Consider the following 22371-nt stretch of genomic DNA (forward strand, 5'->3'; position numbering starts at 1 on the left):
GCTTATGCTTACGAAGCAGTTTTGCTACGCAAAACTTTAAGGAGAAGATATCATAATGAACAGGCAACATGTAAACCAAAGACTATGGGAGCACCTAGAGCAGCTAGCAGAGCAGTCCGAGGTGCTTGCCTCAGAAGCTTTTCGCAGCATTGACAAGATAGCTGAGCGGAATCAGTGGAAGGTCATAGAAGCGTTTCAACATCACAAAGTAAGCGATTTTCATTTTACCGGTTCAACGGGATATGGCTATAATGATCGCGGACGTGAAATACTTGATCTTGTTTACGCAGAGGTAATGGGAGCGGAAGCGGCTATTGTTAGGCCGCATTTCGTTTCTGGAACACATACAATCAGCTGTGCCTTATTCGGAGTGCTGCGCCCTGGGGATGAGCTCCTGTACGTTACGGGAAGACCTTACGATACGCTGCATAAAGTTATCGGGAAGCCTGGAGACGGCATGGGCTCCTTGCAGGATTGGGGCGTGAAATATTCTGAGGTAGCGCTCCTTGAGGATGGTGGATTGGACTGGGCTCAAATTGAGCAAGCGATCTCGGAAAAAACGAAGGTCATCGGTATCCAGCGCTCGCGTGGTTACGATTGGAGAGCTTCATTTACCGTTTCGGAGATTGAAACTATTGTAAATAGGGTAAAAGCAATAAAGCCGGACCTGATTGTTTTTGTGGACAATTGTTATGGTGAATTTACAGAGCTGCTCGAGCCTACTCAAGTTGGAGTAGATTTAATGGCAGGCTCGCTTATCAAAAACCCAGGCGGTGGCTTGGCTGAAACGGGTGGTTATATTGCCGGGAAAGCTTTTGCTGTCGATGCTGCTGCTTACCGCTTGACTGCTCCGGGCATCGGCGGCGAGGTAGGCGCGATGTTAGGCACGCTTCGCTCCATGTTCCAAGGTTTATTTTTAGCCCCTCATTTGGTCGGACAGGCTATCAAAGGAAGTGTGCTTGCTGCAGCTTTATTTGAAGAACTTGGCTTCGAAACAAAACCGAGATGGAATGAGCCGCGTACAGATCTCATCCAAGCGGTTCGTTTTGGACAAGCTGATCATTTAATCGCTTTTGTTCAGGGGATACAGCAGGCAGCTGCTGTTGATTCGCATGTCGTTCCCGAGCCTTGGGATATGCCTGGATATGAGAATGCTGTCATTATGGCGGCAGGAACCTTCATTCAAGGAGGCAGTTTAGAGCTATCAGCTGATGCTCCAATACGCGAACCTTACATTGCATATATGCAGGGTGGACTGACGTATGCTCACGCTAAATATGGTGTTTTAACCGCATTATATCGCCTTGTAGACAGTGGTTTAATTGTGATTAAACCTTACATAACTTGACACATTTGCGTTGTAACGGTTAGAATGAACATATAAAAGAGCGACTGGAAGGTTGATGCGACATGGCTGATGATATTCGCAGAAATATGGCCTTATTTCCCATCGGCATCGTTATGAAGCTGACGGATTTAACAGCCCGCCAAATCCGTTATTACGAGCAGCATGAACTAATCGTTCCTGCAAGAACAGCAGGCAATCAGCGGTTATTTTCATTTAATGACGTAGAACGGCTTTTGGAAATTAAATCGTTAATTGAGAAGGGCGTTAATATCGCCGGCATTAAGCAAGTAATGAATCCTGTATCCAAGGAATCTGATGATGCGACAATTGTCAGTGAGCAATCGGAAGTGAAGCGCCGTGAGCTATCCGATCAGCAGCTTCACCGACTGCTTAAACAGCAATTGCTGGAGAAGAGACCTGGACAAGCTTCGCTAATTCAAGGACAATTGACTCGTTTCTTAAATAAGCGCTAATTTAACATGATAACTATTGCTTCGCAAACTAAGGAGATGATTCTGTGAGTTACACTAAAGACGATATTAGACGTATAGCACAGGAACAAAATGTTCGATTTATTCGTTTGCAATTTACGGATTTGCTCGGAACAATTAAAAATGTTGAAATTCCTGTAAGCCAGCTTGAAAAAGCGTTGGATAACAAAATGATGTTCGATGGTTCTTCTATTGAAGGTTATGTACGAATTGAAGAATCAGATATGTATCTGTATCCTGATCTTGATACATGGGTTGTATTCCCATGGGTAACACAAGATCGTGTTGCTCGCTTGATCTGTGATATTTACATGCCAGACGGAACGCCATTCGCTGGAGATCCGCGCGGTATTTTGAAACGTGCATTGAAGGAAGCAGAAGATCTAGGATACACAGCAATGAACGTTGGTCCAGAACCGGAATTTTTCTTGTTCAAAACCGATGAGCGCGGCGAACCTACGACGGAGCTTAATGACCAAGGTGGTTACTTCGACTTAGCACCTATGGATATGGGTGAGAACTGTCGCCGTGAAATCGTTTTGACACTTGAAGAAATGGGCTTCGAGATTGAAGCATCCCATCATGAAGTGGCACCAGGACAGCACGAGATCGACTTTAAATATGCCGATGCCATTAAAGCGGCTGACCAAATTCAAACATTTAAGCTAGTCGTAAAAACAGTTGCTCGCGAGCATGGATTGCATGCATCATTTATGCCTAAACCGTTGTTTGGCGTGAACGGTTCGGGTATGCACTGTCACCAATCGTTGTTTAAAGGCGATACGAACGTGTTTTACGATGAGAAGGACAAGCTTGGCCTAAGTGCTGCTGCTCGTCACTACATGGCAGGAATCCTGCTTCATGCGCGTGCAATGGCTGCTATTACGAATCCAACAATTAACTCCTATAAACGTCTTGTGCCTGGTTATGAAGCGCCTTGTTATGTAGCATGGTCTGCAAGCAACCGCTCGCCAATGATCCGTATTCCTGCTTCGCGCGGTCTTAGCACACGTGTAGAAGTACGGAATCCAGATCCAGCTGCCAACCCGTATTTGGCACTTGCTGTAATGCTGAGAGCTGGTCTTGACGGCATTCAAAACAAGCTACCTTTACCAGCACCAACAGATCGGAACATCTATATTATGACAGAGGAAGAGCGTCAGGATGCAGGCATCCCGAGCTTACCGCTTGATTTGAAAGAAGCACTGGATGAAATGCTCAGAAGTGATATCATCTGCGATGCGCTGGGTGATCATGCTCTTGCACATTTCTACGAGCTTAAAGAAATCGAGTGGGATATGTACCGTACACAAGTTCACCAATGGGAACGCGATCAGTATTTGACGCTTTACTAAAATTCAAAAACCTCAACGCTGCTGGCGTTGAGGTTTCTTTTTTGCGTACAGTTATACAGCTAAAATAAAGCCTAATGAAGTGAAGGCACAGGCCTATGCCTATCATATGTCTACAAGTAACCTATATCATCGCTCAGCAACGTCTATGATGCGCTGAGTTTGGTTTTAGAGATTATCATAGCCATATTTAAGCAGTGGACTCAAAACGCGCCTAAAGAAAAATATACAGGTCTAAGAGCTACGGTCTAGTGCTTGTATAAAGATGATATATATATGCGTCATTTATAAAATAAACTTTTATAGGATCAGCCCAACACATGGATAATGTGTTCGTGGCTGTTTTTTTTAGGTTGACTAGAGCCAGTACCACATAGAGTTAGTACTATTCGAGTGGTAATATTGTTGTTATATTCATAACAGCTAATCGACCCAAACTAATAAACGAAATCGTTATATTTATTATAGACTCAAAAACGACCCTACTTTAACCTGGATAATCAACGATAAATGAGGTGAGCAGCATGACAGAAACTAGAATAGATGAAGAAACCAATAGCAGTATTTATGTGTTGCTTACGGACACAGGAACATGGTTTACTCGGATGATCAAATTATTTACTGGTGCACCCTATAATCACGCTTCGCTTGCACTGGATGTTAATCTGAAGAATATATACAGCTTTGGGCGTAAACGTGCAAACAACCCGTTAATCGCTGGATTTGTCAAAGAAAATGTCTATACTGGAACGTTTCGATATTTCCCTAATACGCGCTGTGTTCTTCTAAAGATTACTTTATCAGAAAAACAACATGCCGAATTGCTTCAATACATTCGTGAGTTTGAAAAAAATAAAGAAAATTACCGATACAATTTAATCGGATTGTTAGGTGTACTGCTTGAGCTTAATATTGAGCCAACAGATTCGTATTTCTGCTCCCAGTTTGTTGCTGAAGCCATGCGGAGCAGCGGTATAAACTTGTGGGAACGACCATCCGCGCAAGTGACACCTCATGATTTTCTTAAACATGAGCAAATGCAAATCGTGTATGAAGGTTTACTTTATGATTATCCGAAACTTGACCGCAAGAAGCTAATACGAATTTCTAATTTAAGAACATCAGCCATACTGTTAAGAAAACGTGTAATTTAACATCTCTCCATTTAAATAAAAAACTAATGGTTGGAAGGAGTCTGAAAAGCAAAAAGAAGATCCATCAAATGGATCTTCTTTTGCTAATATTAAGAATGGCTCAAATACGAATTAATATCCGAAGCCAAAGCCGCCGCAACTGCAAGCAATGATCACCAGTAGAATGAATAATACTAAGATGATTCCTAAGCTTGAGAAAGCTCCACCCACGTAACCGGACATTTTTCAATGCACCTCCTTACGAGTTGAATACACAGTATGTTATGCTTGTTAAATTCATAGTGATTGGGTGTTTGTCATTAGCTGATGAATTCATGATTTCGTATGAGATAGCTGGCTTTGAATTAACCAAAATGTATATGAAAATGACAGACACTATAATTGACTTGCACATTTTTTTATTATGCGAAAATATAGAAGATCTGGTGTTGGTAAACAAGCAGCAATGTTGGTTATACAAAAGCATAGCGGAGAGTGGGAGCTGTATCAGCTTGAACGAAATGTTCCCGCACAACAATTTTGGACCCATGCCATTGGAGAGCTCACTAATCAGAATTTTGTTGAAAGGTTTGAGAATGGCAGACGTTACTAAATCTTTAAGCAAAAAAGTTAATGTAATAGTCAAAGAAAAGGCTGAATCAACGATGCAAATACGTTGATTCAGCCTTGTCTTTATGTACATATAAGTTGGTATTAATGAATATCACGGAAAAGTCCAATGACTTTACCTAGAATCGTTACATTTTGAAGTAATATAGGCTGCATTGTGGAATTTTCCGGCTGCAAACGAATATGATTTTTCTCTTTGTAAAATGTTTTGACTGTTGCTTCATCGTCCTCAGTCATTGCAACTACGATCTCACCATTGTTTGCTGTTTGCTGTTGACGAACGATAACATAATCCCCGTCATGAATACCTGCTTCAATCATACTCTCGCCCATGACATTCAATATAAAAACACTGCTGTCACCAACAAAATGGGAAGGAAGCGGGAAATATTCTTCAATATTTTCTGTAGCAGTAATCGGCACACCAGCGGTTACTTTACCAACAATAGGTACTCTAGCTACGGAAAGCGGGATAATGCCATCAGAGCCTTCTTGATCCAAAATTTCAATAGCACGCGGTTTAGTAGGATCTCGGCGTATTAAACCTTTTTTCTCTAGACGGTCCAAATGACCGTGAACGGTTGAACTGGACAACAATCCAACAGCTTCGCCGATTTCTCGAACGGAGGGTGGATAGCCTTTCTCCCGAACTTCATTCTTAATAAATTCAAGAATTGAATGTTGTCGGTTAGAAATCTTCGACACTGCAATCACTCCATTAGTAGGTTTGCAAAAAATTATAACATAGAACTCGAGTTCGTACAAACATAAGTTCTTAAGTACAAAGGTTCGTATTTTTTCGTTGACACCAAACGTTTGTTCGTGTAATCTAAAAACAGAACAAACGTTTGGGGTGTTGATAAATGATAACCAGTCCAAGTTTTTATAGAACCATTCATAAACAAGATAAGAACAAAGCAAAAAAGGTCAACCGCTTGATTAGGCATTTCATAAAGCGTCATACTGTTAAACTCGTCGTTTGCACTGCTGTGTTTTTCTTATTGTTCACAAGCTTCCTACTTATGGGGACATACGCTTCGAGTAATACTCCCGAAGCCGCTTCCGCGGAAGAACAAATTATTAGGGTGCAATCAGGCGATACACTCTGGAATATTGCAAAACAAATTTCAGATGGCAGCCATGATATCAGATATATCGTATATTTGATTAAAGATCGGAATGATCTGCAATCAACAGTTATAAAGCCAGGACAGAAGTTAATTATTCCTAGCATTTAGCTTGATTTTCCATTACAATTCAATAGTTCATACAAAAAATTACTTTCTATTTAAAGTAGATGCAGGCCAATCTACTTCTTTAGAAAGTTTTTTTATGTTTACTGCAGGGTTAACCCTTGGTTTAGCCGTCTATTAAAGGGGACTGAAAGGAGATGCTATTTTGTTACGAGTTGAAGAGTTATCCCACTCATTTATGAATGGGCATGAAACAACCACTGTACTGCAAAAAATAAGCTTTCACGTACATAAGGGAGAAATGATTGCGTTGTTAGGGAGCTCCGGTTCCGGTAAATCTACTTTACTGAACTTAATGGCTGGCTTAATGAAGCCTACAGAAGGCCAAATCTTTATTGCGGACCATAATATTGTAACGATGAATGAAAACCGCTTGGCAGAGTTTAGACGGAAGCATATCGGATTTATTTTTCAAGCGTATGAGTTGATAGCCAACTTAACGGTTAGGGAAAATGTGGAGCTTCCGCTTGTATTTCAATCAATGCATCCTTCAATACGGAAGAAAAAAGCACTTTCGTTATTAGAGCAAGTGGGAATTCCTGATAAAGCAGAATTATTCCCATCGCAGCTCTCGGGAGGACAACAACAGCGTGTCAGTATTGCAAGATCATTGATAACAGAGCCATCGGTTATTTTTGCGGACGAGCCTACCGGTAATTTGGATACCAAAACAGAGGAAGAAATTATTATGATTTTGAAGCAGTTGAATAAAACGATGGATACTACCTTTATTATCGTAACCCATGAACGTGAGGTAGCAGCACAAACGGAAAAAATTATCACGCTGCGAGATGGTTATCTCGTAACGGATCAGGAAGCCGCACGAGAAAGTATGCTTGCGGGGGGAATTCAAATTGAGAATTAGTGATATTACAAGATTATCATGGGATCAGGTAAGGCGTAGAAAGGTTGTAACGGCATTATGCGCTGCGGGTATTTCTATTGGATGTGCTGCAATTATAATTGCACTCAGTATCGGTGAATCTGCTCAAGTTTACATTGAGAAACAAATGAATAGTTACTTGAAGATGGATGAAATAACGGTAACGGCGAGTACAGGAGCATACGCCGGCGGCGGAGCATCCACAGCAGATGAAGATTCTTTGCAGAAAGGCAAGTTAACAAAGCAGAAGCTTGACATTATGAGACAAATCGAGCATGTCAAAGCTGCTTCACCATATCAACAGCTTAACTATGTGGAGACGATGACGTTAGATGGACTTACTTCACAAATTCAAACTGAAATTATAGGTACAGATATTGAGATGCTTTCCGCTTTTGGAAATGACATCAATCAAGGAGAAGCAACGAATGTATTAGGGACCATCGTTCTTAACTATGGGGCGACAATGGGATTTATTGATGAAGAGTCGAAACGTAAAATTCGAGAGCAAATCGATGCCAATCCCTATGATGAAACGGTTTATCAGCAATTTGAGAAGTTAAATCGTGTACCAGGGGCTTTATATCAGAAGCAAATACAGCTTCGCTCCTCTTCACCTGATGGTCAAGTCGTGTTGAGCGGCCCCCTCCGGGTAATAGGTGTGCTCAAGAAGCCAGCTGGAGTCAGTGATGAGCAGTCGATGTATGACAAAAAAGGATATGTCTCATTAGAGACAGCGGAGCTCCTGAGGAAAGAACTGAAGCTAGGGAGTGATGAGCAGGAAGCTTATAACTCTATTATTGTAAAAGTAGATAACCAAGCAAAGATTGAACAAGTAGAGAAGCAGCTGCAGAAACTAGTCGTTACCACGCGAACAAATCTACAGCAGAAGGAACAGCTCGCAAATGAATTTAAAATTATTAAAGCTGCGGCACTTGGTATTGGTGTGTTTATTCTAATCATAGCTTCGATATCGATCGTAGTAGCGATGACGATGTCTACCTATCAGAGACGTAGACAAATTGGGATTATGAAGGTACTTGGTGCAAATTTGGCTCAAATCCGCAACATGTTCATCATAGAGGCAGCACTGCTCGGATTGCTTGGTGGATTGTTAGGTGTACTTTTCTCCTATTGGATTGTATGGGGTATAAATGCCCTCATTTATAACTTATCCGGCGAGAAGGACTCTGTTATTATTTTTATTCCATTTATAACGATTCCAATAGGCATGGCTTTTGCGCTTGCTACAGGTATACTATCGGGTATTTATCCAGCAATAAGCGCTTCACGTACGGATGCTTTAACAGCGATTAGACGCGATTAATTTATGGTTGAAGAAGGAGCTTACATATGAAAAGAAAAATAAAGTGGGGAATAATCGGTATTATTATTATTGGAATAAGTTTTGGACTATACAAGATAGGCAATCCTCCAAGGCAAACAGAATTCGTTTCTGATTCTCAACCAATTACATTCCAAGTGACGAACGAAACGATAGCCAATACGGTTGAAGTAAAGGGAAAATCATTGTATGAGCAGGAAACACTCATCTATGCACCTTATGGCTCCGAGGTTAAACAGTGGGCGGTAGAAGACGGGCAGCAGGTGAAAAAGGGTGATATATTGTTTAACCTGGATCAGACAGCCGTGCAAAACGATATTTTGCAAATGGAGGCAGTTCTGCGTAAGGGAAAGCTTGAGGCTGAGTTAAACGATTACCTCAATCAATTGAATGACGAATCAGCGGCGATGGAGTCAACGGAAGAGGCGCGAAAAAAAGTGCTCGTTGAAAGAGAAATCGCACGTTTATCCAAGGATGTTAATGAAGTAACAGCGAGCATTCAAGCCAAGGAACTGCAGCAAAAGAAAAAAATGCTTAATGAATCCAGCTTTCGTTCACCAGCAACGGGAATCTTTTTATTCGATAATCCTAACAAAAGGCCACAGGCATTGACCGTCAATGAGTATGTCGGCAAAGTCGTTGACTTGAATAAATTGCAATTTATCGCTTTAGTTGGCGAGCAGGATGTTTTTCGAATTAAAGCGGGCATGCCGGTCAAGGTAAAGATGAATGCGATGAAAGAGCTGAATCTTTCAGGCAAAGTGCTTAAAGTTTCTAAGTTTGCAAAAACGGGAACGGATCAAAACAATTTAAATCAAGCCGCACAATTTGAAGTCGTAATCGTGCTTGAGCCTAACGATTATTTAATTGCCGGCCTTAGCCTCAGCGGTGCTATTGAAACTGAACGCAAAGAAAATGCAATATCAGTGCCATCGATTGCGATTATTCGCGAGAAAGATAAACATTTCGTGATGCTCGATACAGGCAATGGACAATATGAGCGTAAAGAAATAAAGATTGGCCTCGAAACGCCAGAACAAACAGAAGTGCTTGAAGGATTGAAGCCAGGCGATCAAGTTGTTTTGCAATAACGAATGCTGCAGTCTGTCGTTACTTTATTCGAGATGAGCTCTGTTGCCTTGACAACTGATTGGTGGAAATGTAAAAGTAGAGAGTAGAGTTTTTTTCATCATGAGAGGAGTAGAGCAAGTAATGGAATTCGATAAAATTATAGAACGTATTAACGAGCTGGCTCGTAAAAATAAATCGGAAGGTTTATCCGATGAGGAAACGGTTGAGAGAGAAGAGCTTCGCAAGCAATACTTGACTGTTTTCAAAAGCAATTTCCGTCAACAGCTTGATAAGATTGAAATCGTTGATGACAAAGATAATGTTAAGCATTAATGAATGTACTGTGTAATCATTTAATATCCAAGATGGGGTGATTAGATGAATTTCAAACTATTAGGCAAAAGTGGACTAGCTGTTTCTGAGCTTTGTTTAGGCACCATGACATTCGGCAATACGACAAGTGAGGAAGATTCGATCGAGATGATCGATCGTTTTGTTGATCGCGGAGGCAATTTTCTCGATACGGCCGACGTTTATGTGAGCGGTCGTTCCGAGGAAATCGTCGGCAAAGCGATCAAAAACAAACGGTCTGACATCGTTCTTGCTACAAAAGTGCGAATGACTACATCCAGCAATATTAATGGTGTAGGCTTATCTCGCAAACATATTATGGACGGTGTAGAAGCTAGTCTTAAGCGGCTTCAGACAGATTATATCGATTTGTATCAAGTTCATGTATGGGATCATGCGACTCCGATAGAGGAAACGCTGCGCACACTGGATGACCTCGTTACTTCCGGTAAAGTTCGTTACATAGGATGTTCCAATTTTTTTGCTTGGCAGCTGATGAAATCACTAGCGTATAGCGATGCTAGCAGATATGTGCGTTTTGTATCGATTCAGCCTCAATACAGCTTAGTGAGCAGACAGATGGATCGTGAAATGCTGTCGCTTTGTTTAGAAGAGAAAGTCGGAATTATTCCTTGGGCTCCGATTGGCGGCGGTTTTCTAACTGGACGCTATACAAGGGAAGAGCCAAAGGAAGGGCGTCTAACTTCCAAAGTAGGCGAGAGCGCGTGGACTCTGCGGTCTAATGATAAAAACTTTGAAATTCTCGACGCATTGCTGGAAGCAGCGAAAGAGCTGGATAAATCACCTGCTCAGGTAGCTTTAAGATGGCTCATTCAGCGAGAAGGCATTACTTCACCGATTTTTGGTGCCAGCAAGCTGGAGCAATTTGAAGACAATATTGGCGCCATCGGCTGGGAAATGCCTAGTGAGGTTTGGAACCGTTTGGAGCAAATAAGCGCGCTTCCGGAAGATTACCCTAATCGTTTTATAGAAAAGTTTCGCAGACCGTTTGAATAAGGTATTTAATTAGGAGGAGAATTTGTTTGTCACGTTCCTGGGAGCGCAAAGTGCGCAAAAATATGGATGTCGTAAATAAGCAGCGCAAGAAGCAAGGAAATGGTCAAATCGTTTTTAATGCAGAGAAATCAGAAAAAATCGTAGGCCGCAATTTTATTGCGCCAATTCTTTTGATTTTGTTTATCGGCATGTATGTCATTTTGATGTCCAGCTCCTCTACATTTAAAATGGATACGATGTTTTGGATTACGGTAGGATGCTACATTTTGCTTGCGGCTTTGTTCTTTTTCCGCAGACCGTATATTACGATCGGCAAAGACTACATTCAATCACGTCGTCTAACGGGGGACAAGCGTATTCCAGCAGCATCGATCAAAGGCTTCAGCGTGCAAAAAGGTTATGTGGTCGTGGAGATGCAAAAAGGCGGAAACTGGGTGTTCTCTAAATTGACGAACCGTTTTCCAACCGATGAAATTGGCGAGAAGCTGAAATTATTTGCAAATGCTAATGGAATCGCTTTTCAGCAAAAATAAATAGGCAGGAGAGTTCGAACAACGATGGCTAAACAAGCAGTATTATTTGATCTGGATGACACATTGCTGTGGGATGACCGCAGCGTTAAGGAAGCTTTTGAAGCTACATGCCAAGCGGCAACAGCAGAATGCGGGGTTGATCCAAGTGAGCTTGAAGAATCCGTTCGCCGTGAGGCAAGAGCTCTCTACGAATCCTATGAAACGTTCTCGTTCACTAAGATGATCGGGATCAATCCTTTCGAAGGACTCTGGGCACCGTTTCTTGAAGGTGAACAGGAGGAATTCCGCAAGCTTGAGTCACTCGCTCCGGGTTATCGGAAAGCAGCTTGGACACAAGGCTTGAAAGCACTTGGCGTTGATAACGAGAAACTAGGTGCGAAGCTGGCTGAGCAATTCCCGGCTGAGCGCCGCCTGCGTCCTATCGTATATGAAGAAACGTTCCGCGTTCTAGATGCACTCAAAGGAAAATACAAGCTGCTTTTGCTTACGAACGGCTCGCCTGATTTGCAGCGTGAGAAGCTTGCTGGCGTACCGGAACTTGTGCCATACTTCGATCATATTATAATCTCGGGTGAATTTGGAGAAGGAAAGCCGGCAGCATCGATATTCAAGCATGCGCTTGAGCGTCTTGGCGTAGAGACGGATCATGGGATCATGGTTGGAGATAAGCTGACAACGGATATTCTTGGCGCAAATACGATTGGTATGACATCAGTTTGGATTAACCGTCACGGCGTTGTTCGCAATGACGAGATTGTCCCATCATATGAAATTAAACATTTGGAAGAGCTTCTTCCTTTGCTTGAAGTTTAAACTTGCAACAAAAAAGCCCCTCGTGGACAGCTTGTGCTGCTGAAGAGGGGCTTGCATTATTTTTGATTTAATATTAGGCCTGATTAGCAGCGAACTTGTCGTCAGCAAACGGATGAGCGATCCAGCCCTCTGTTTCAATGAAGAGACGAACGGCTACGATTTGGCGGTTATCCATTAGCGTGAAGAAATGCGGTTTGTATTCCGGAACGGAAATGACATCGCCAGCTTCAAGCTCAACGTCGAAATAACCAACATCATCAGTACCTTTTATAATAAAGATGCCGCGTCCTGCTGTAATCGCACGAACTTCATCTTCTGTATGCGTGTGTACATTTTCAAACTTTTTGAGCAGCTCGTCTAAGTTAGGCGTAGCATCGGACAAAGCGATAATATCCCAAGTTTGATATCCACGACGCTGTGCCAAATCTTTAATTTCTTCGTCATATGTCGCTAAAATTTGCTGCTTCTCTTCATCGGAGAGAACGAATTTTTGCTGTAAATCTTCTGCTAACTTGCTTGGATTCCAATGCTCGTAAAGCACCTCTTGCTGTTCTAGAAATGCACGAACAGCCTCTTCCCCTTGAATCCGTTCTTCTGTATTGCGAATTCTAATTTCAGCCATGAACATTCCCTCTTTTCCTATAGAGATTAAATGATATAATGATTATAAAACAAATCAAATGGATTGTCGATGGATTACCTTTTCACCACACAGGTATTCTGATAAACTATGTGTTAATGATTTTTGGGAAGGGTGTAGTATTTTGTCAAAACCGACCATACAACAAATGCTTCAGGAGCGCATACTTATTTTGGACGGCGCAATGGGCACGATGATTCAACAAGCTGGATTAACTGAAGATGATTTTGGTGGAGCGGAGCTGGACGGTTGTAATGAAATACTCGTACTGACACGTCCTGACGTTATACAGTCTATTCATGAGCAGTACCTTGAGGCTGGCGCAGATATTTTGGAAACCAATACATTTGGTGCGACGAGCGTTGTACTCGATGATTATGATATTCCTGAAAAAGCGAGAGAGATCAATCTAGCAGCTGCAAAATTAGCGCGTGATGCATGTGATAAGTACAGCACGCCAGACAAGCCTCGTTACGTTGCTGGCGCACTTGGACCAACGACGAAAACCTTGTCCGTAACCGGAGGGGTAACTTTCGATGAGCTCGTCGAGAGCTATTATGAGCAAGCGCTTGCTTTAATCGAAGCTGATGTGGATGCATTATTGCTTGAAACCTCACAGGATACGCTTAATGTCAAAGCAGGCAGCATCGGTATTCGCAATGCCTTTGACAAACTTGGCAAAGAGCTGCCGATTATGATTTCGGGTACGATTGAGCCGATGGGAACGACGCTCGCTGGTCAAACCATCGAATCGTTCTACATTTCGTTAGAGCATTTGAAACCGATCTCCATCGGGCTCAACTGTGCGACAGGCCCTGAGTTTATGCGGGATCACCTGCGGACACTGAGTGAAATCGCAAACGCTGCAATTAGCTGTTATCCAAATGCAGGCTTGCCGGATGAGAACGGGCATTATCATGAATCTCCAGAGTCGCTGGCTAAGAAAATGTCAGCATTCGCTGAACAGGGCTGGTTGAACATTGCCGGCGGCTGCTGCGGAACGACACCTGACCATATACGAGTGATGGCTGAAACCATGGCGAAGTATGCTCCGCGCACGAAGATGGGCGAGCATCCAGATGCGGTTTCAGGTATAGAGACGGTATTTATTGAACCGGAGAATCGCCCGATCATGATCGGGGAACGAACAAACATATCCGGTTCGCGCAAGTTTAAACGACTGCTTAAGGAAGAGAAGTTTGATGAGGCTTCTGAGATTGCGCGTGCACAGGTGAAGGGCGGCGCCCATGTCATCGACATCAACTTGCAGGATACCGATATTGATGAAGCGTATGCGGTACATCAATTTTTGCCGCAAGTCGTAAAGAAAATAAAAGCACCGCTTATGCTGGATTCGACTTATGATCATATTATTGAGCTGGGTCTGAAATATTCGCAAGGTAAAGCGATTATTAACTCCATTAACTTGGAGGATGGAGAATCCAAGTTTGAGAAGATTTTGCCATTAATCCATCGTTATGGAGCAGCAGTTGTTATGATTCTAATTGATGAACGCGGCCAAGCGGTAACGCGTGAAGCGAAGATGGAAGTTGCGGAACGTTCCTACAATCTTCTAACTCAGAAATATAAGATGAATCCGGAAGATATTATTTTTGATCCAAATATGTTCCCTGTTGGCTCGGGTGATCCGCAATATATCGGTTCAGCTGTTGAGACGCTGGAAGGAATTCGGATGATCAAGGAGAAGTTCCCGCGTGCCAAAACGATCTTAGGTCTGAGCAACATTTCTTTCGGTTTGCCAGATTCAGGTAGGGAAGTACTCAATTCGGTTTACTTGTACCATGCGACAAAAGCTGGGTTAGATTATGCCATAGTTAATACTGAGAAACTGGAGCGTTATGCATCGATCCCTGATGAAGAGCGTCAACTAGCTGAAGAGCTAATTTATAACACGACGGACGAGTCGCTTGCTGCGTTCGTTGCCGCATTCCGTGATAAGAAGGTAGAGAAGAAAGAAAAAATTTCGAATCTATCGCTTGAGGAACGTTTAGGCTCCTACGTAGTCGAAGGTACAAAAGAGGGGCTTATCCCGGATCTGGATGAAGCACTGAAGAAATATACGGCGATGGAAGTCATAAACGGGCCGCTAATGCGCGGGATGGAGGAAGTTGGCCGTTTGTTCAATGGCAATGAGCTCATCGTTGCAGAGGTGCTTCAAAGCGCTGAGGTAATGAAAGCTTCGGTAACTTACCTTGAATCATTTATGGAAAAAAATGAATCCTCCGTCAAAGGTAAAATTATTTTGGCGACCGTTAAAGGCGATGTTCATGACATCGGTAAAAACCTAGTCGAAATTATTTTATCAAATAACGGTTACAAAATTATAAATCTAGGCATTAAGGTACCGCCTGAGCAATTAATTGAAGCTTATCGCAATGAGAAAGCCGATGCCATCGGTTTGTCTGGTTTGCTCGTTAAATCCGCACAGCAAATGGTTATTACGGCGCAGGATTTGCGTACAGCCGGCATTGATGCACCGATTCTTGTTGGCGGCGCGGCGCTGACACGGAAATTTACGAAAACGAGAATTGGCCCAGAATATGATGGACTTGTTCTATACGCAAAGGACGCAATGGACGGACTTGATATCGCCAACAAGCTGATGGACCCTGAGCATCGATCACGGCTTGAAGATGAAATGGCCGCCTTTAAAGCGTCTGGCGGAGTATACGAAGAAGAGAAGAAACCATTGCCACAATTGACGCGGGCTGTTCGTTCCAAAATTTCACCGGATGCGCCAGTATTTACGCCGCCGGATTTGGATCGGCATATTCTGCGTGATGTACCGCTTCCTCACGTCATACCTTATGTCAACATGCAGATGCTGCTTGGTCATCACCTCGGACTAAAAGGCAATGTTGATCAATTATTGAAGGATGGCAATGAAAAAGCAGTGCAGCTTAAAGCTACCGTTGATGAAATATTGCAAAAAGGAACAACCGATGGCATTATAAAAACCCACGGTATGTACCGTTTCTTCCCAGCGCAGTCTTCAGGCAATGATATAATTATTTACAACCCAGTGGACCCGCGTCAGGAAATTAAGCGGTTTTCCTTCCCCCGTCAACAGGTGGAGCCTTACCTATGCTTATCTGACTTCTTGAAATCAGTGGAAAGCGGCGTTATGGATTATGTTGGTTTCCTAGTCGTAACCGCTGGACACGGCATTCGTGAAATTGCGAATGAATGGAAGGATAACGGCGATTATTTGCGCTCGCATGCACTTCAGTCCGTAGCTCTTGAGGTTGCAGAAGGAATGGCAGAACGTGTCCACCATATTATGCGTGATATCTGTGGTTATCCAGATCCTGCAGAGATGACGATGAAGCAGCGTCATGGCGCTCGTTATCAAGGCATTCGTGTATCGTTCGGATACCCGGCATGTCCAAACCTGGAGGATCAGGAGCCATTGTTCGATTTGATGAGACCTCAAGATATTGGCGTCGAATTGACTGAAGGCTGCATGATGGAGCCAGAGGCATCCGTATCTGCAATGGTATTCGCTCATCCAGAAGCACAATATTTTAATGTTGAGAAGCTATAGCGTATAATAACAAAGAGCCCTTGAGCGTTCGTAATAACGAGCTTGAGAGGGCTCTTCGTTTCAATTCCAGAAGTCGAGGCCGCAGGGGTGGATAATAATATGAATATGTGGTTTTTGGGAACGGGCGCAGGAAGACCTTCGAAGTATCGCAATGTAACAGCCGTGGCGCTGCAGCTTCCTGAGCCAACGTGCAGTTTACTGTTATTCGATGCTGGAGAGGCAACGCAGCATCAGCTTATGAGAACACCGCTTAAACTGAATAAGATTGAATACATATTTATTACACATCTGCATGGTGATCACATTTATGGGCTGCCTGGCTTGCTCAGCAGTCGCTCTTTCGATGGCGGAATCACACCTGTACTGCTTTTTGGTCCTGTTGGGATTAGGAGCTATATTGAGACAACCTTTGCGATTAGTGCTACGCAGCTCGATTATGAGCTCATTATCCACGAATTAACGGGAAATGAAGGTGTTGTTTTTGAGGATAATCGATTTAAGGTTGAAGTAGCGCCGCTTGAGCATCGAGTGACTTGCTTCGGCTATCGCGTAACTGAACAAAATCAGCCCGGCAAGCTGCTCGTCCACAAGCTGAAGGAGTATGGGATTGAAGCAGGTCCGCTATACGGGGCGTTAAAAAGAGGGCAGTCGGTTACATCTCCGAGCGGATTGCTCATTCACACTGAGGATGTTACCGGCCCTGCTTATATCGGGAGAGTAATCACAGTGCTTGGTGATACGAAGCCATGTGATAATGCGATAACCTTAGCGAAAGATGCTGATCTGCTCGTTCACGAAGCGACCTTTGCTGCAGGCATGGAAGAGAAAGCACATGAGTTTGGACATTGTACGACGGCGGAGGCGGCAGAAACAGCTGTTAAAGCAAACGCCAAGCAGCTGGTGATGACCCATTTTAGCGGACGTTATAGCAATGAGGATCTTGTACAGCTTGAAGAAGAGGCTGGCGTACACTTCTCACCTGTCACAGCAGCAACAGATTTTCTACATATCGAAATAAAACGTGCGACTCATATAGAATAAAAAAAGCAAAAACGTGAGGATTTCCTCGCGTTTTTGCTTTATTTGTTATCTTTGCCAAAGTGAAAGGATAGAAATACTGAAGCTAATACGATGATGACAACAATACCGAAAAAAATGAACATTTGGTAAGGGTTTGGAATAAAAGACGAGACAATCATCAGCAATCCGCCAACCACATAAAACTTGGAAGCTGCTCGATGTGTTTTTTTCCAAACGTCTTCACTGCCAAGCGTATTAACGGTCTTAATGCCAATATAGCTGTTTGGTTGAAAATGCGGCATATACAAGCCTGCCACTGTGAAAATAATACCAATGATAGTGATGATGACTTTGGTGATATCAATAATGAGTCCGTAACCAGATGCAATGGTAACACCGTGAAGCACGAGCAAGCTGATCAAGACTACATTTTGAACCGTGTGAAGATTAGGCTTTTGATTTTGGGAAGCATGTTTTTTTGGAAGGATAACAATTAAGATGACCATAAAAGCTGGTAAAAGCAGCAAGGTAAATGCTTTATGCGCCAATCCATCGAATTCAATGTTCATATCCCAGTAAATTGCCATTTGCTCGGGTAAATCAGGATAGGTTACGATGCTCGCGACTAATGCAATGGCAACAATAATCCAAGAGAAGATACTTGCTTTCATTTCTCTACAATCCCTTCGGATTCGCTCTGTTGAAAGGAATTCATCCAGTCCATTAAGTCATGGAAGACAGCTGTGTTAAGTGAATAATAAATATGCTGGCCTTGCCGTTCATCGGATACAAGGTCTGCTTGCTTTAACAAGCTAAGATGATGAGAGATGCTGGGCTTAGTCATTTGAAAATGGTCGGCTATTTCTCCAGCAGTTAAGTCACGTTCTCGCAATAGTTCTAAAATTTTTCTGCGAGTAGGGTCAGATAGTGCCTTAAAGGCTAAATTGATTGACATGCAAGCTGTCCTTTCCAGCTGACTTTTGAAGTCGTTAGATATTTAAACAACCATCTAATTATAATATAAATTTACTATATTGGTTTTTGTTTCGTGTGTCAATTTGATAGGTGCGACGTCAACAAGTTTATGGCAAGTTAACAGTTTTTCTTTGGCACTATATATCCAGAACTAAAGACTAGTAAAGGGAACAGATATTCGCTAATATATAGGGTATAGTGAGGTGCTAAGAAATGATAAAAAAGAAATCACTTTCAGAAATGATCCAAAATTTAAGAGCCAATGAAAATATTATAAATTGGACTGAAATAGAGCCTCAAGAGGCAAAAACAAAATCTCTGCCAGAAAGCGTCGATCCAAGAATTAAATCGGCTTTCGCAAAAAGAGGAATAGAGCAGTTATATACACATCAGCACTCAGCCTACGAAACGATACGTAAAGGTGAAAATATAGTCGCTGTAACTCCGACCGCTTCTGGAAAAACGCTTTGTTATAACCTTCCAGTGTTACAAGCGATAGCGGAAGACGACGGCAGTCGAGCTTTATATTTATTCCCAACGAAAGCTCTTGCGCAAGATCAAAAAAGTGAATTAACTGAAATGATAAACGAAATGGGAATTGATATTAAAAGCTTTACCTATGACGGCGACACTTCGCCTGCTATTCGAACGATTGTAAGAAATGTAGGACATATCGTCATCACGAACCCCGATATGCTGCATTCCGCTATCCTTCCGCATCATACAAAATGGGTAAGTTTATTTAGCAATCTTAAATATATCGTTATTGACGAGCTTCATACGTATAGAGGCGTATTCGGAAGTCATGTAGCGAATGTCATTCGAAGGCTCAAACGCATATGCAAGTTTTATGGTAGCGATCCACTGTTTATTTGTACATCTGCCACAATAGCCAACCCTAAGGAACTAGCAGAACAATTGACAGGGAATCCTATGCGATTAATTGATGATAACGGCGCTCCAAGAGGACGGAAACATTTTGTTTTTTATAACCCGCCGATTGTAAATAAACCGCTCAATATACGAAAAAGCTCTACTGTAGAGGTTAATCAGTTAGCGAAGGAATTTTTGACGAACAAAATACAGACGATTGTTTTTGCTCGCAGCCGGGTAAGAGTAGAAATTATTTTAAGCCATATACAGGAACTGGTTAAAAATGAAATCGGCACTAAATCCATACGAGGTTATCGTGGCGGCTACTTGCCAAATCAAAGACGTGAAATTGAAAGAGGATTAAGAAATGGCGAAATATTAGGCGTGGTCAGCACAAATGCTTTAGAACTAGGTGTAGACATTGGACAGCTGCAGGTCTGTATTATGACAGGTTATCCAGGAAGCGTTGCAAGTACATGGCAGCAAGCTGGACGAGCTGGAAGACGACATGGGGAAGCACTTGTATTAATGGTAGCAAGCAATACGCCTATTGACCAGTATATTGTTCAAAACCCCGAATACTTCTTTGATCGATCCCCAGAATCCGCTAGAATCAATCCGGAAAACTTGCTCATTCTAGTTGATCACGTTCGTTGTGCCGCCTATGAGCTGCCATTTAAAAAGGGAGAACAATTCGGTTCAATAGAAATAGTAGACATATTGGAGTATCTTGTAGAAGAACGGGTACTCACTCAAGCAGCTGATACGTTTTATTGGGCTAATCTGGCTTTCCCAGCTAGTGAAGTAAGTCTGCGTTCTGCCGCACAGGAAAATGTAGTTATCATCGACCAGTCAGAAACTGCGAACGTGAAAATCATAGGGGAAATGGACCGTTTTAGCGCTATGACTCTTTTGCATGATGAAGCCATTTATTTACATGAAGGTGTACAATTCCAAGTTGAAAAGCTGGACTGGGAGCATAAAAAGGCTTATGTTCGAAAAGTCGATGTAGAGTATTATACAGACGCGAATCTAGCGGTAAAACTTAAAGTATTAGCAGAGGATAGGATTGAGAGCAAGCGATTTTCATCCATAATATATGGAGATGTAGTAGTGAATTTTCTCGCAACGCTGTTTAAGAAAATTCGATTGTCGAGTTTTGAAAATATCGGATACGGCCAAGTAAATCTACCGGAAGATGAATTGCATACCAGCGCGACCTGGATAGAATTGAAAGAGGTAGACCCAGCGATTGAAACAAAAACACTAGAACAACTGCTTCTTGGAATAGCGAATGTGCTTAGGCATATTGTACCTATTCATGTGATGTGTGACCGAAATGATATTCATGTCGTTTCTCAAATCAGGGCCGAGCATACGCAGCTTCCTACGATTTTCATATATGATCATTACCCCGGGGGCATTGGACTAGCAGAGGACGTTTATAAACGGTTTGATGAAGTAAAAGAAGCGGCAATAAAATTAATCCGAAAATGTCCATGCGAAGATGGTTGTCCGTCTTGTATTGGCACTGAAATATATGGGATTCATGCAAAACAAACAAGCTTAGATCTGTTGAGGTCATTATGATTATGAAGGATTATATTAGCAATTACGAAATACAGCTCGCTCATCGCGCTCCGCTTGGACCGATTCATGAGATTGGTGTACGAAAGCAAACATGTTATCTTCTTAATGAAGCGGAGGGCAAACGATGAGCTTATTACGCGATAAAATGAATCGTTTGCGGGGAAACATTCGTGAGGAAGAGAACCAGCCAGCGGCGGTGGTTCCTGCCACTGAAGAGAAGATGGTACAACAGCCGGAAGATGATGAAGAATGGCTTTCACCCGTGTGGGAGACCTTCGATGTCAAGCTGGTTACGAATGAAATTGGAAGCTTTTTGCTCCGAAAAATCATTTATCCGTCAGATTATCGCCATGGTCATCATGCATTAGTAGAGCTGCAAGAGGCTGCACCTGCCTTATCAGCATTTCATCCTGATTCATTAACATCTGCGGAACAAATCATGTTTCTCGATTTGGAAACGACAGGTTTAGGCGTTGGAGCAGGGAACGTTCCTTTCATGGTTGGCATAGGCTATTTGTCAAAGGACCAATTTGTCATCGAGCAAGCGTTGATCAGGCATCCTGCTGAAGAGCGGGCAATGCTACATTATTTGATGGGGAAGCTGAACGATTATACTTTTTTGTCCACCTACAACGGAAAAACCTTCGATTGGCCGCTCGTTCAAAATCGTTTTATTATGAATGGACTTGGCCAAAAAATGTGGGAGCCTCAGCATCTTGATTTCTTGCATCCTGCAAGATCGATATGGCGTAATACGCTCGTTTCGTGTAAATTGAGCCATGTTGAAGAAGAGCGGCTCGGTATTCACCGGGAGGATGACGTTCCAGGATCACTCGCTCCTCAGCTTTATTTTCAATTTCTGGCGAATGGAGATCCAGCACCGCTTGAGGGCGTTTTTCGTCATAACGAAATAGATATGTTATCCCTAGCTTGTCTAGCGATTCGATTTGGTCATTTGTTAAACGGAACGATTAAGTTATATATTCCGTTGCCCGATGAGCCTGAGGAGATGGTGCGCACAGGTCTTTGGCTAGAGCGTATGGGTAAAATGGAGCTTCCTGATCATTTATTCGATTTATCCATGAAGGAAGAGAACTCAAAACCTTCTACACTAGTCATGCTTGCCGCGCGGGACAAGAAGGCTGGAAATTGGAATCGTGCTGTGTTATTGTGGCAGAAGGCTATTATTCATTCTTCTAATCATTTTGGATCTGCTGCCCATGAAGCAAGCATTGAGCTTGCCATGTATTATGAGCATAAGATCAAAGATTTTGAGTCAGCTTTAGGATATGCGAATGCAGCTTTTGAACGTGCACTGCATCAATCGCAGATCATTCGGCCTGATGCCAAAAAAAGAGCGGAGCTTGATGCTTTGCGTAATCGAATAGCTAGGCTGCGCCGCAAATCAACCAAACATGTTTATTAAGAAGCTACTTTTTAAAATAGGATAAAAGCGTAAACAGACAGCTGCAGCTCAACTATATAGCT

The 22371-nt window shown here is 42.6% G+C and carries 22 protein-coding genes; 17 read left to right on the forward strand and 5 right to left on the reverse strand.

Annotated features, from left to right (window positions below; all coding sequences use genetic code 11):
- The first annotated feature begins 55 nt into the window (after positions 1–55).
- The 4 genes from BK120_RS02110 to BK120_RS02125 all read left to right on the forward strand — a co-directional run bounded on the left by BK120_RS02110 (position 56) and on the right by BK120_RS02125 (position 4345).
- On the forward strand, positions 56–1348 hold the full coding sequence (locus BK120_RS02110; protein ID WP_076265804.1) for a methionine gamma-lyase family protein: 1293 nt from the start codon (positions 56–58) through the stop codon (positions 1346–1348).
- Positions 1349–1410: 62 nt separating this feature from the next.
- Entirely contained in the window at positions 1411–1821 is a 411-nt protein-coding gene (locus BK120_RS02115) for a MerR family transcriptional regulator (RefSeq protein ID WP_053376247.1), read from the forward strand.
- 44 nt (positions 1822–1865) lie between these two features.
- Positions 1866–3194, forward strand: coding sequence for a type I glutamate--ammonia ligase (gene glnA, locus BK120_RS02120; RefSeq protein WP_076265805.1), 1329 nt, complete (start codon positions 1866–1868; stop codon positions 3192–3194).
- A gap of 521 nt (positions 3195–3715) precedes the next feature.
- A complete protein-coding gene (locus BK120_RS02125) occupies positions 3716–4345 on the forward strand; it encodes a C40 family peptidase (RefSeq protein WP_076265806.1) in 630 nt (209 codons plus the stop codon).
- Positions 4346–4456: 111 nt separating this feature from the next.
- Here BK120_RS02125 and BK120_RS34490 read toward each other — a convergent pair whose 3' ends face one another.
- The gene (locus BK120_RS34490) at positions 4457–4567 is read right to left on the reverse strand and encodes a sporulation protein YjcZ (RefSeq protein ID WP_083681511.1); all 111 of its coding nucleotides are present in this window, start codon (positions 4565–4567) and stop codon (positions 4457–4459) included.
- A gap of 471 nt (positions 4568–5038) precedes the next feature.
- Complete coding sequence (lexA, locus tag BK120_RS02135; protein ID WP_054024635.1) at positions 5039–5659, reverse strand: transcriptional repressor LexA; 621 nt, start codon at positions 5657–5659, stop codon at positions 5039–5041.
- 158 nt (positions 5660–5817) lie between these two features.
- On the opposite strand from lexA, the gene yneA reads away from it, so the two are divergent.
- The 8 genes from yneA to BK120_RS02175 all read left to right on the forward strand — a co-directional run bounded on the left by yneA (position 5818) and on the right by BK120_RS02175 (position 12220).
- On the forward strand, positions 5818–6192 hold the full coding sequence (yneA, locus tag BK120_RS02140) for a cell division suppressor protein YneA (protein WP_076265808.1): 375 nt from the start codon (positions 5818–5820) through the stop codon (positions 6190–6192).
- A 160-nt stretch (positions 6193–6352) separates the two neighbouring features.
- Entirely contained in the window at positions 6353–7072 is a 720-nt protein-coding gene (locus BK120_RS02145; RefSeq protein WP_076265809.1) for an ABC transporter ATP-binding protein, read from the forward strand.
- Complete coding sequence (locus BK120_RS02150) at positions 7062–8417, forward strand: ABC transporter permease (protein WP_076265810.1); 1356 nt, start codon at positions 7062–7064, stop codon at positions 8415–8417. Before BK120_RS02145 ends, BK120_RS02150 begins: the two co-directional genes overlap by 11 nt.
- Before the next feature lie 26 nt (positions 8418–8443).
- Entirely contained in the window at positions 8444–9526 is a 1083-nt protein-coding gene (locus BK120_RS02155; protein WP_076265811.1) for an efflux RND transporter periplasmic adaptor subunit, read from the forward strand.
- A gap of 121 nt (positions 9527–9647) precedes the next feature.
- Entirely contained in the window at positions 9648–9839 is a 192-nt protein-coding gene (locus BK120_RS02160) for a DUF896 domain-containing protein (RefSeq protein ID WP_076265812.1), read from the forward strand.
- A 45-nt stretch (positions 9840–9884) separates the two neighbouring features.
- The gene (locus tag BK120_RS02165; protein ID WP_076265813.1) at positions 9885–10874 is read left to right on the forward strand and encodes an aldo/keto reductase; all 990 of its coding nucleotides are present in this window, start codon (positions 9885–9887) and stop codon (positions 10872–10874) included.
- 26 nt (positions 10875–10900) lie between these two features.
- The gene (locus tag BK120_RS02170) at positions 10901–11407 is read left to right on the forward strand and encodes a hypothetical protein (protein WP_076265814.1); all 507 of its coding nucleotides are present in this window, start codon (positions 10901–10903) and stop codon (positions 11405–11407) included.
- Between the two features lie 24 nt (positions 11408–11431).
- Positions 11432–12220, forward strand: coding sequence for an HAD family hydrolase (locus BK120_RS02175; RefSeq protein WP_076265815.1), 789 nt, complete (start codon positions 11432–11434; stop codon positions 12218–12220).
- 73 nt (positions 12221–12293) lie between these two features.
- Here the strand turns inward: BK120_RS02175 and BK120_RS02180 are convergent, their stop codons facing one another.
- On the reverse strand, positions 12294–12842 hold the full coding sequence (locus BK120_RS02180; RefSeq protein ID WP_076265816.1) for a 1,2-dihydroxy-3-keto-5-methylthiopentene dioxygenase: 549 nt from the start codon (positions 12840–12842) through the stop codon (positions 12294–12296).
- 166 nt (positions 12843–13008) lie between these two features.
- Between BK120_RS02180 and metH the strand changes: the two genes are divergently transcribed.
- Positions 13009–16425 (forward strand): methionine synthase, encoded by a 3417-nt coding sequence (gene metH, locus BK120_RS02185; RefSeq protein ID WP_372238950.1) that lies wholly within the window; start codon positions 13009–13011, stop codon positions 16423–16425.
- A gap of 99 nt (positions 16426–16524) precedes the next feature.
- On the forward strand, positions 16525–17466 hold the full coding sequence (gene rnz / locus BK120_RS02190) for a ribonuclease Z (RefSeq protein WP_076265818.1): 942 nt from the start codon (positions 16525–16527) through the stop codon (positions 17464–17466).
- A 38-nt stretch (positions 17467–17504) separates the two neighbouring features.
- Here the strand turns inward: rnz and BK120_RS02195 are convergent, their stop codons facing one another.
- Both BK120_RS02195 and BK120_RS02200 read right to left on the reverse strand, forming a co-directional pair.
- On the reverse strand, positions 17505–18116 hold the full coding sequence (locus BK120_RS02195) for an SdpI family protein (RefSeq protein ID WP_076265819.1): 612 nt from the start codon (positions 18114–18116) through the stop codon (positions 17505–17507).
- The gene (locus tag BK120_RS02200; protein WP_076265820.1) at positions 18113–18400 is read right to left on the reverse strand and encodes an autorepressor SdpR family transcription factor; all 288 of its coding nucleotides are present in this window, start codon (positions 18398–18400) and stop codon (positions 18113–18115) included. Before BK120_RS02200 ends, BK120_RS02195 begins: the two co-directional genes overlap by 4 nt.
- Positions 18401–18636: 236 nt before the next feature.
- Between BK120_RS02200 and BK120_RS02205 the strand changes: the two genes are divergently transcribed.
- From BK120_RS02205 to BK120_RS02210, 3 genes are read left to right on the forward strand one after another with little or no spacing between them, the layout of a single operon-like run.
- Positions 18637–20883, forward strand: coding sequence for a DEAD/DEAH box helicase (locus BK120_RS02205; protein ID WP_076266114.1), 2247 nt, complete (start codon positions 18637–18639; stop codon positions 20881–20883).
- Positions 20884–20885: 2 nt separating this feature from the next.
- Positions 20886–21011 (forward strand): hypothetical protein, encoded by a 126-nt coding sequence (locus BK120_RS35840; RefSeq protein ID WP_256710760.1) that lies wholly within the window; start codon positions 20886–20888, stop codon positions 21009–21011.
- The gene (locus BK120_RS02210) at positions 21008–22309 is read left to right on the forward strand and encodes a ribonuclease H-like domain-containing protein (RefSeq protein ID WP_076265821.1); all 1302 of its coding nucleotides are present in this window, start codon (positions 21008–21010) and stop codon (positions 22307–22309) included. The genes BK120_RS35840 and BK120_RS02210 overlap by 4 nt, the downstream gene beginning before the upstream one ends.
- Positions 22310–22371: the final 62 nt, after the last annotated feature.

The sequence above is a fragment of the Paenibacillus sp. FSL A5-0031 genome, assembly GCF_001956295.1.
In the GTDB taxonomy this organism is placed as follows: domain Bacteria; phylum Bacillota; class Bacilli; order Paenibacillales; family Paenibacillaceae; genus Pristimantibacillus.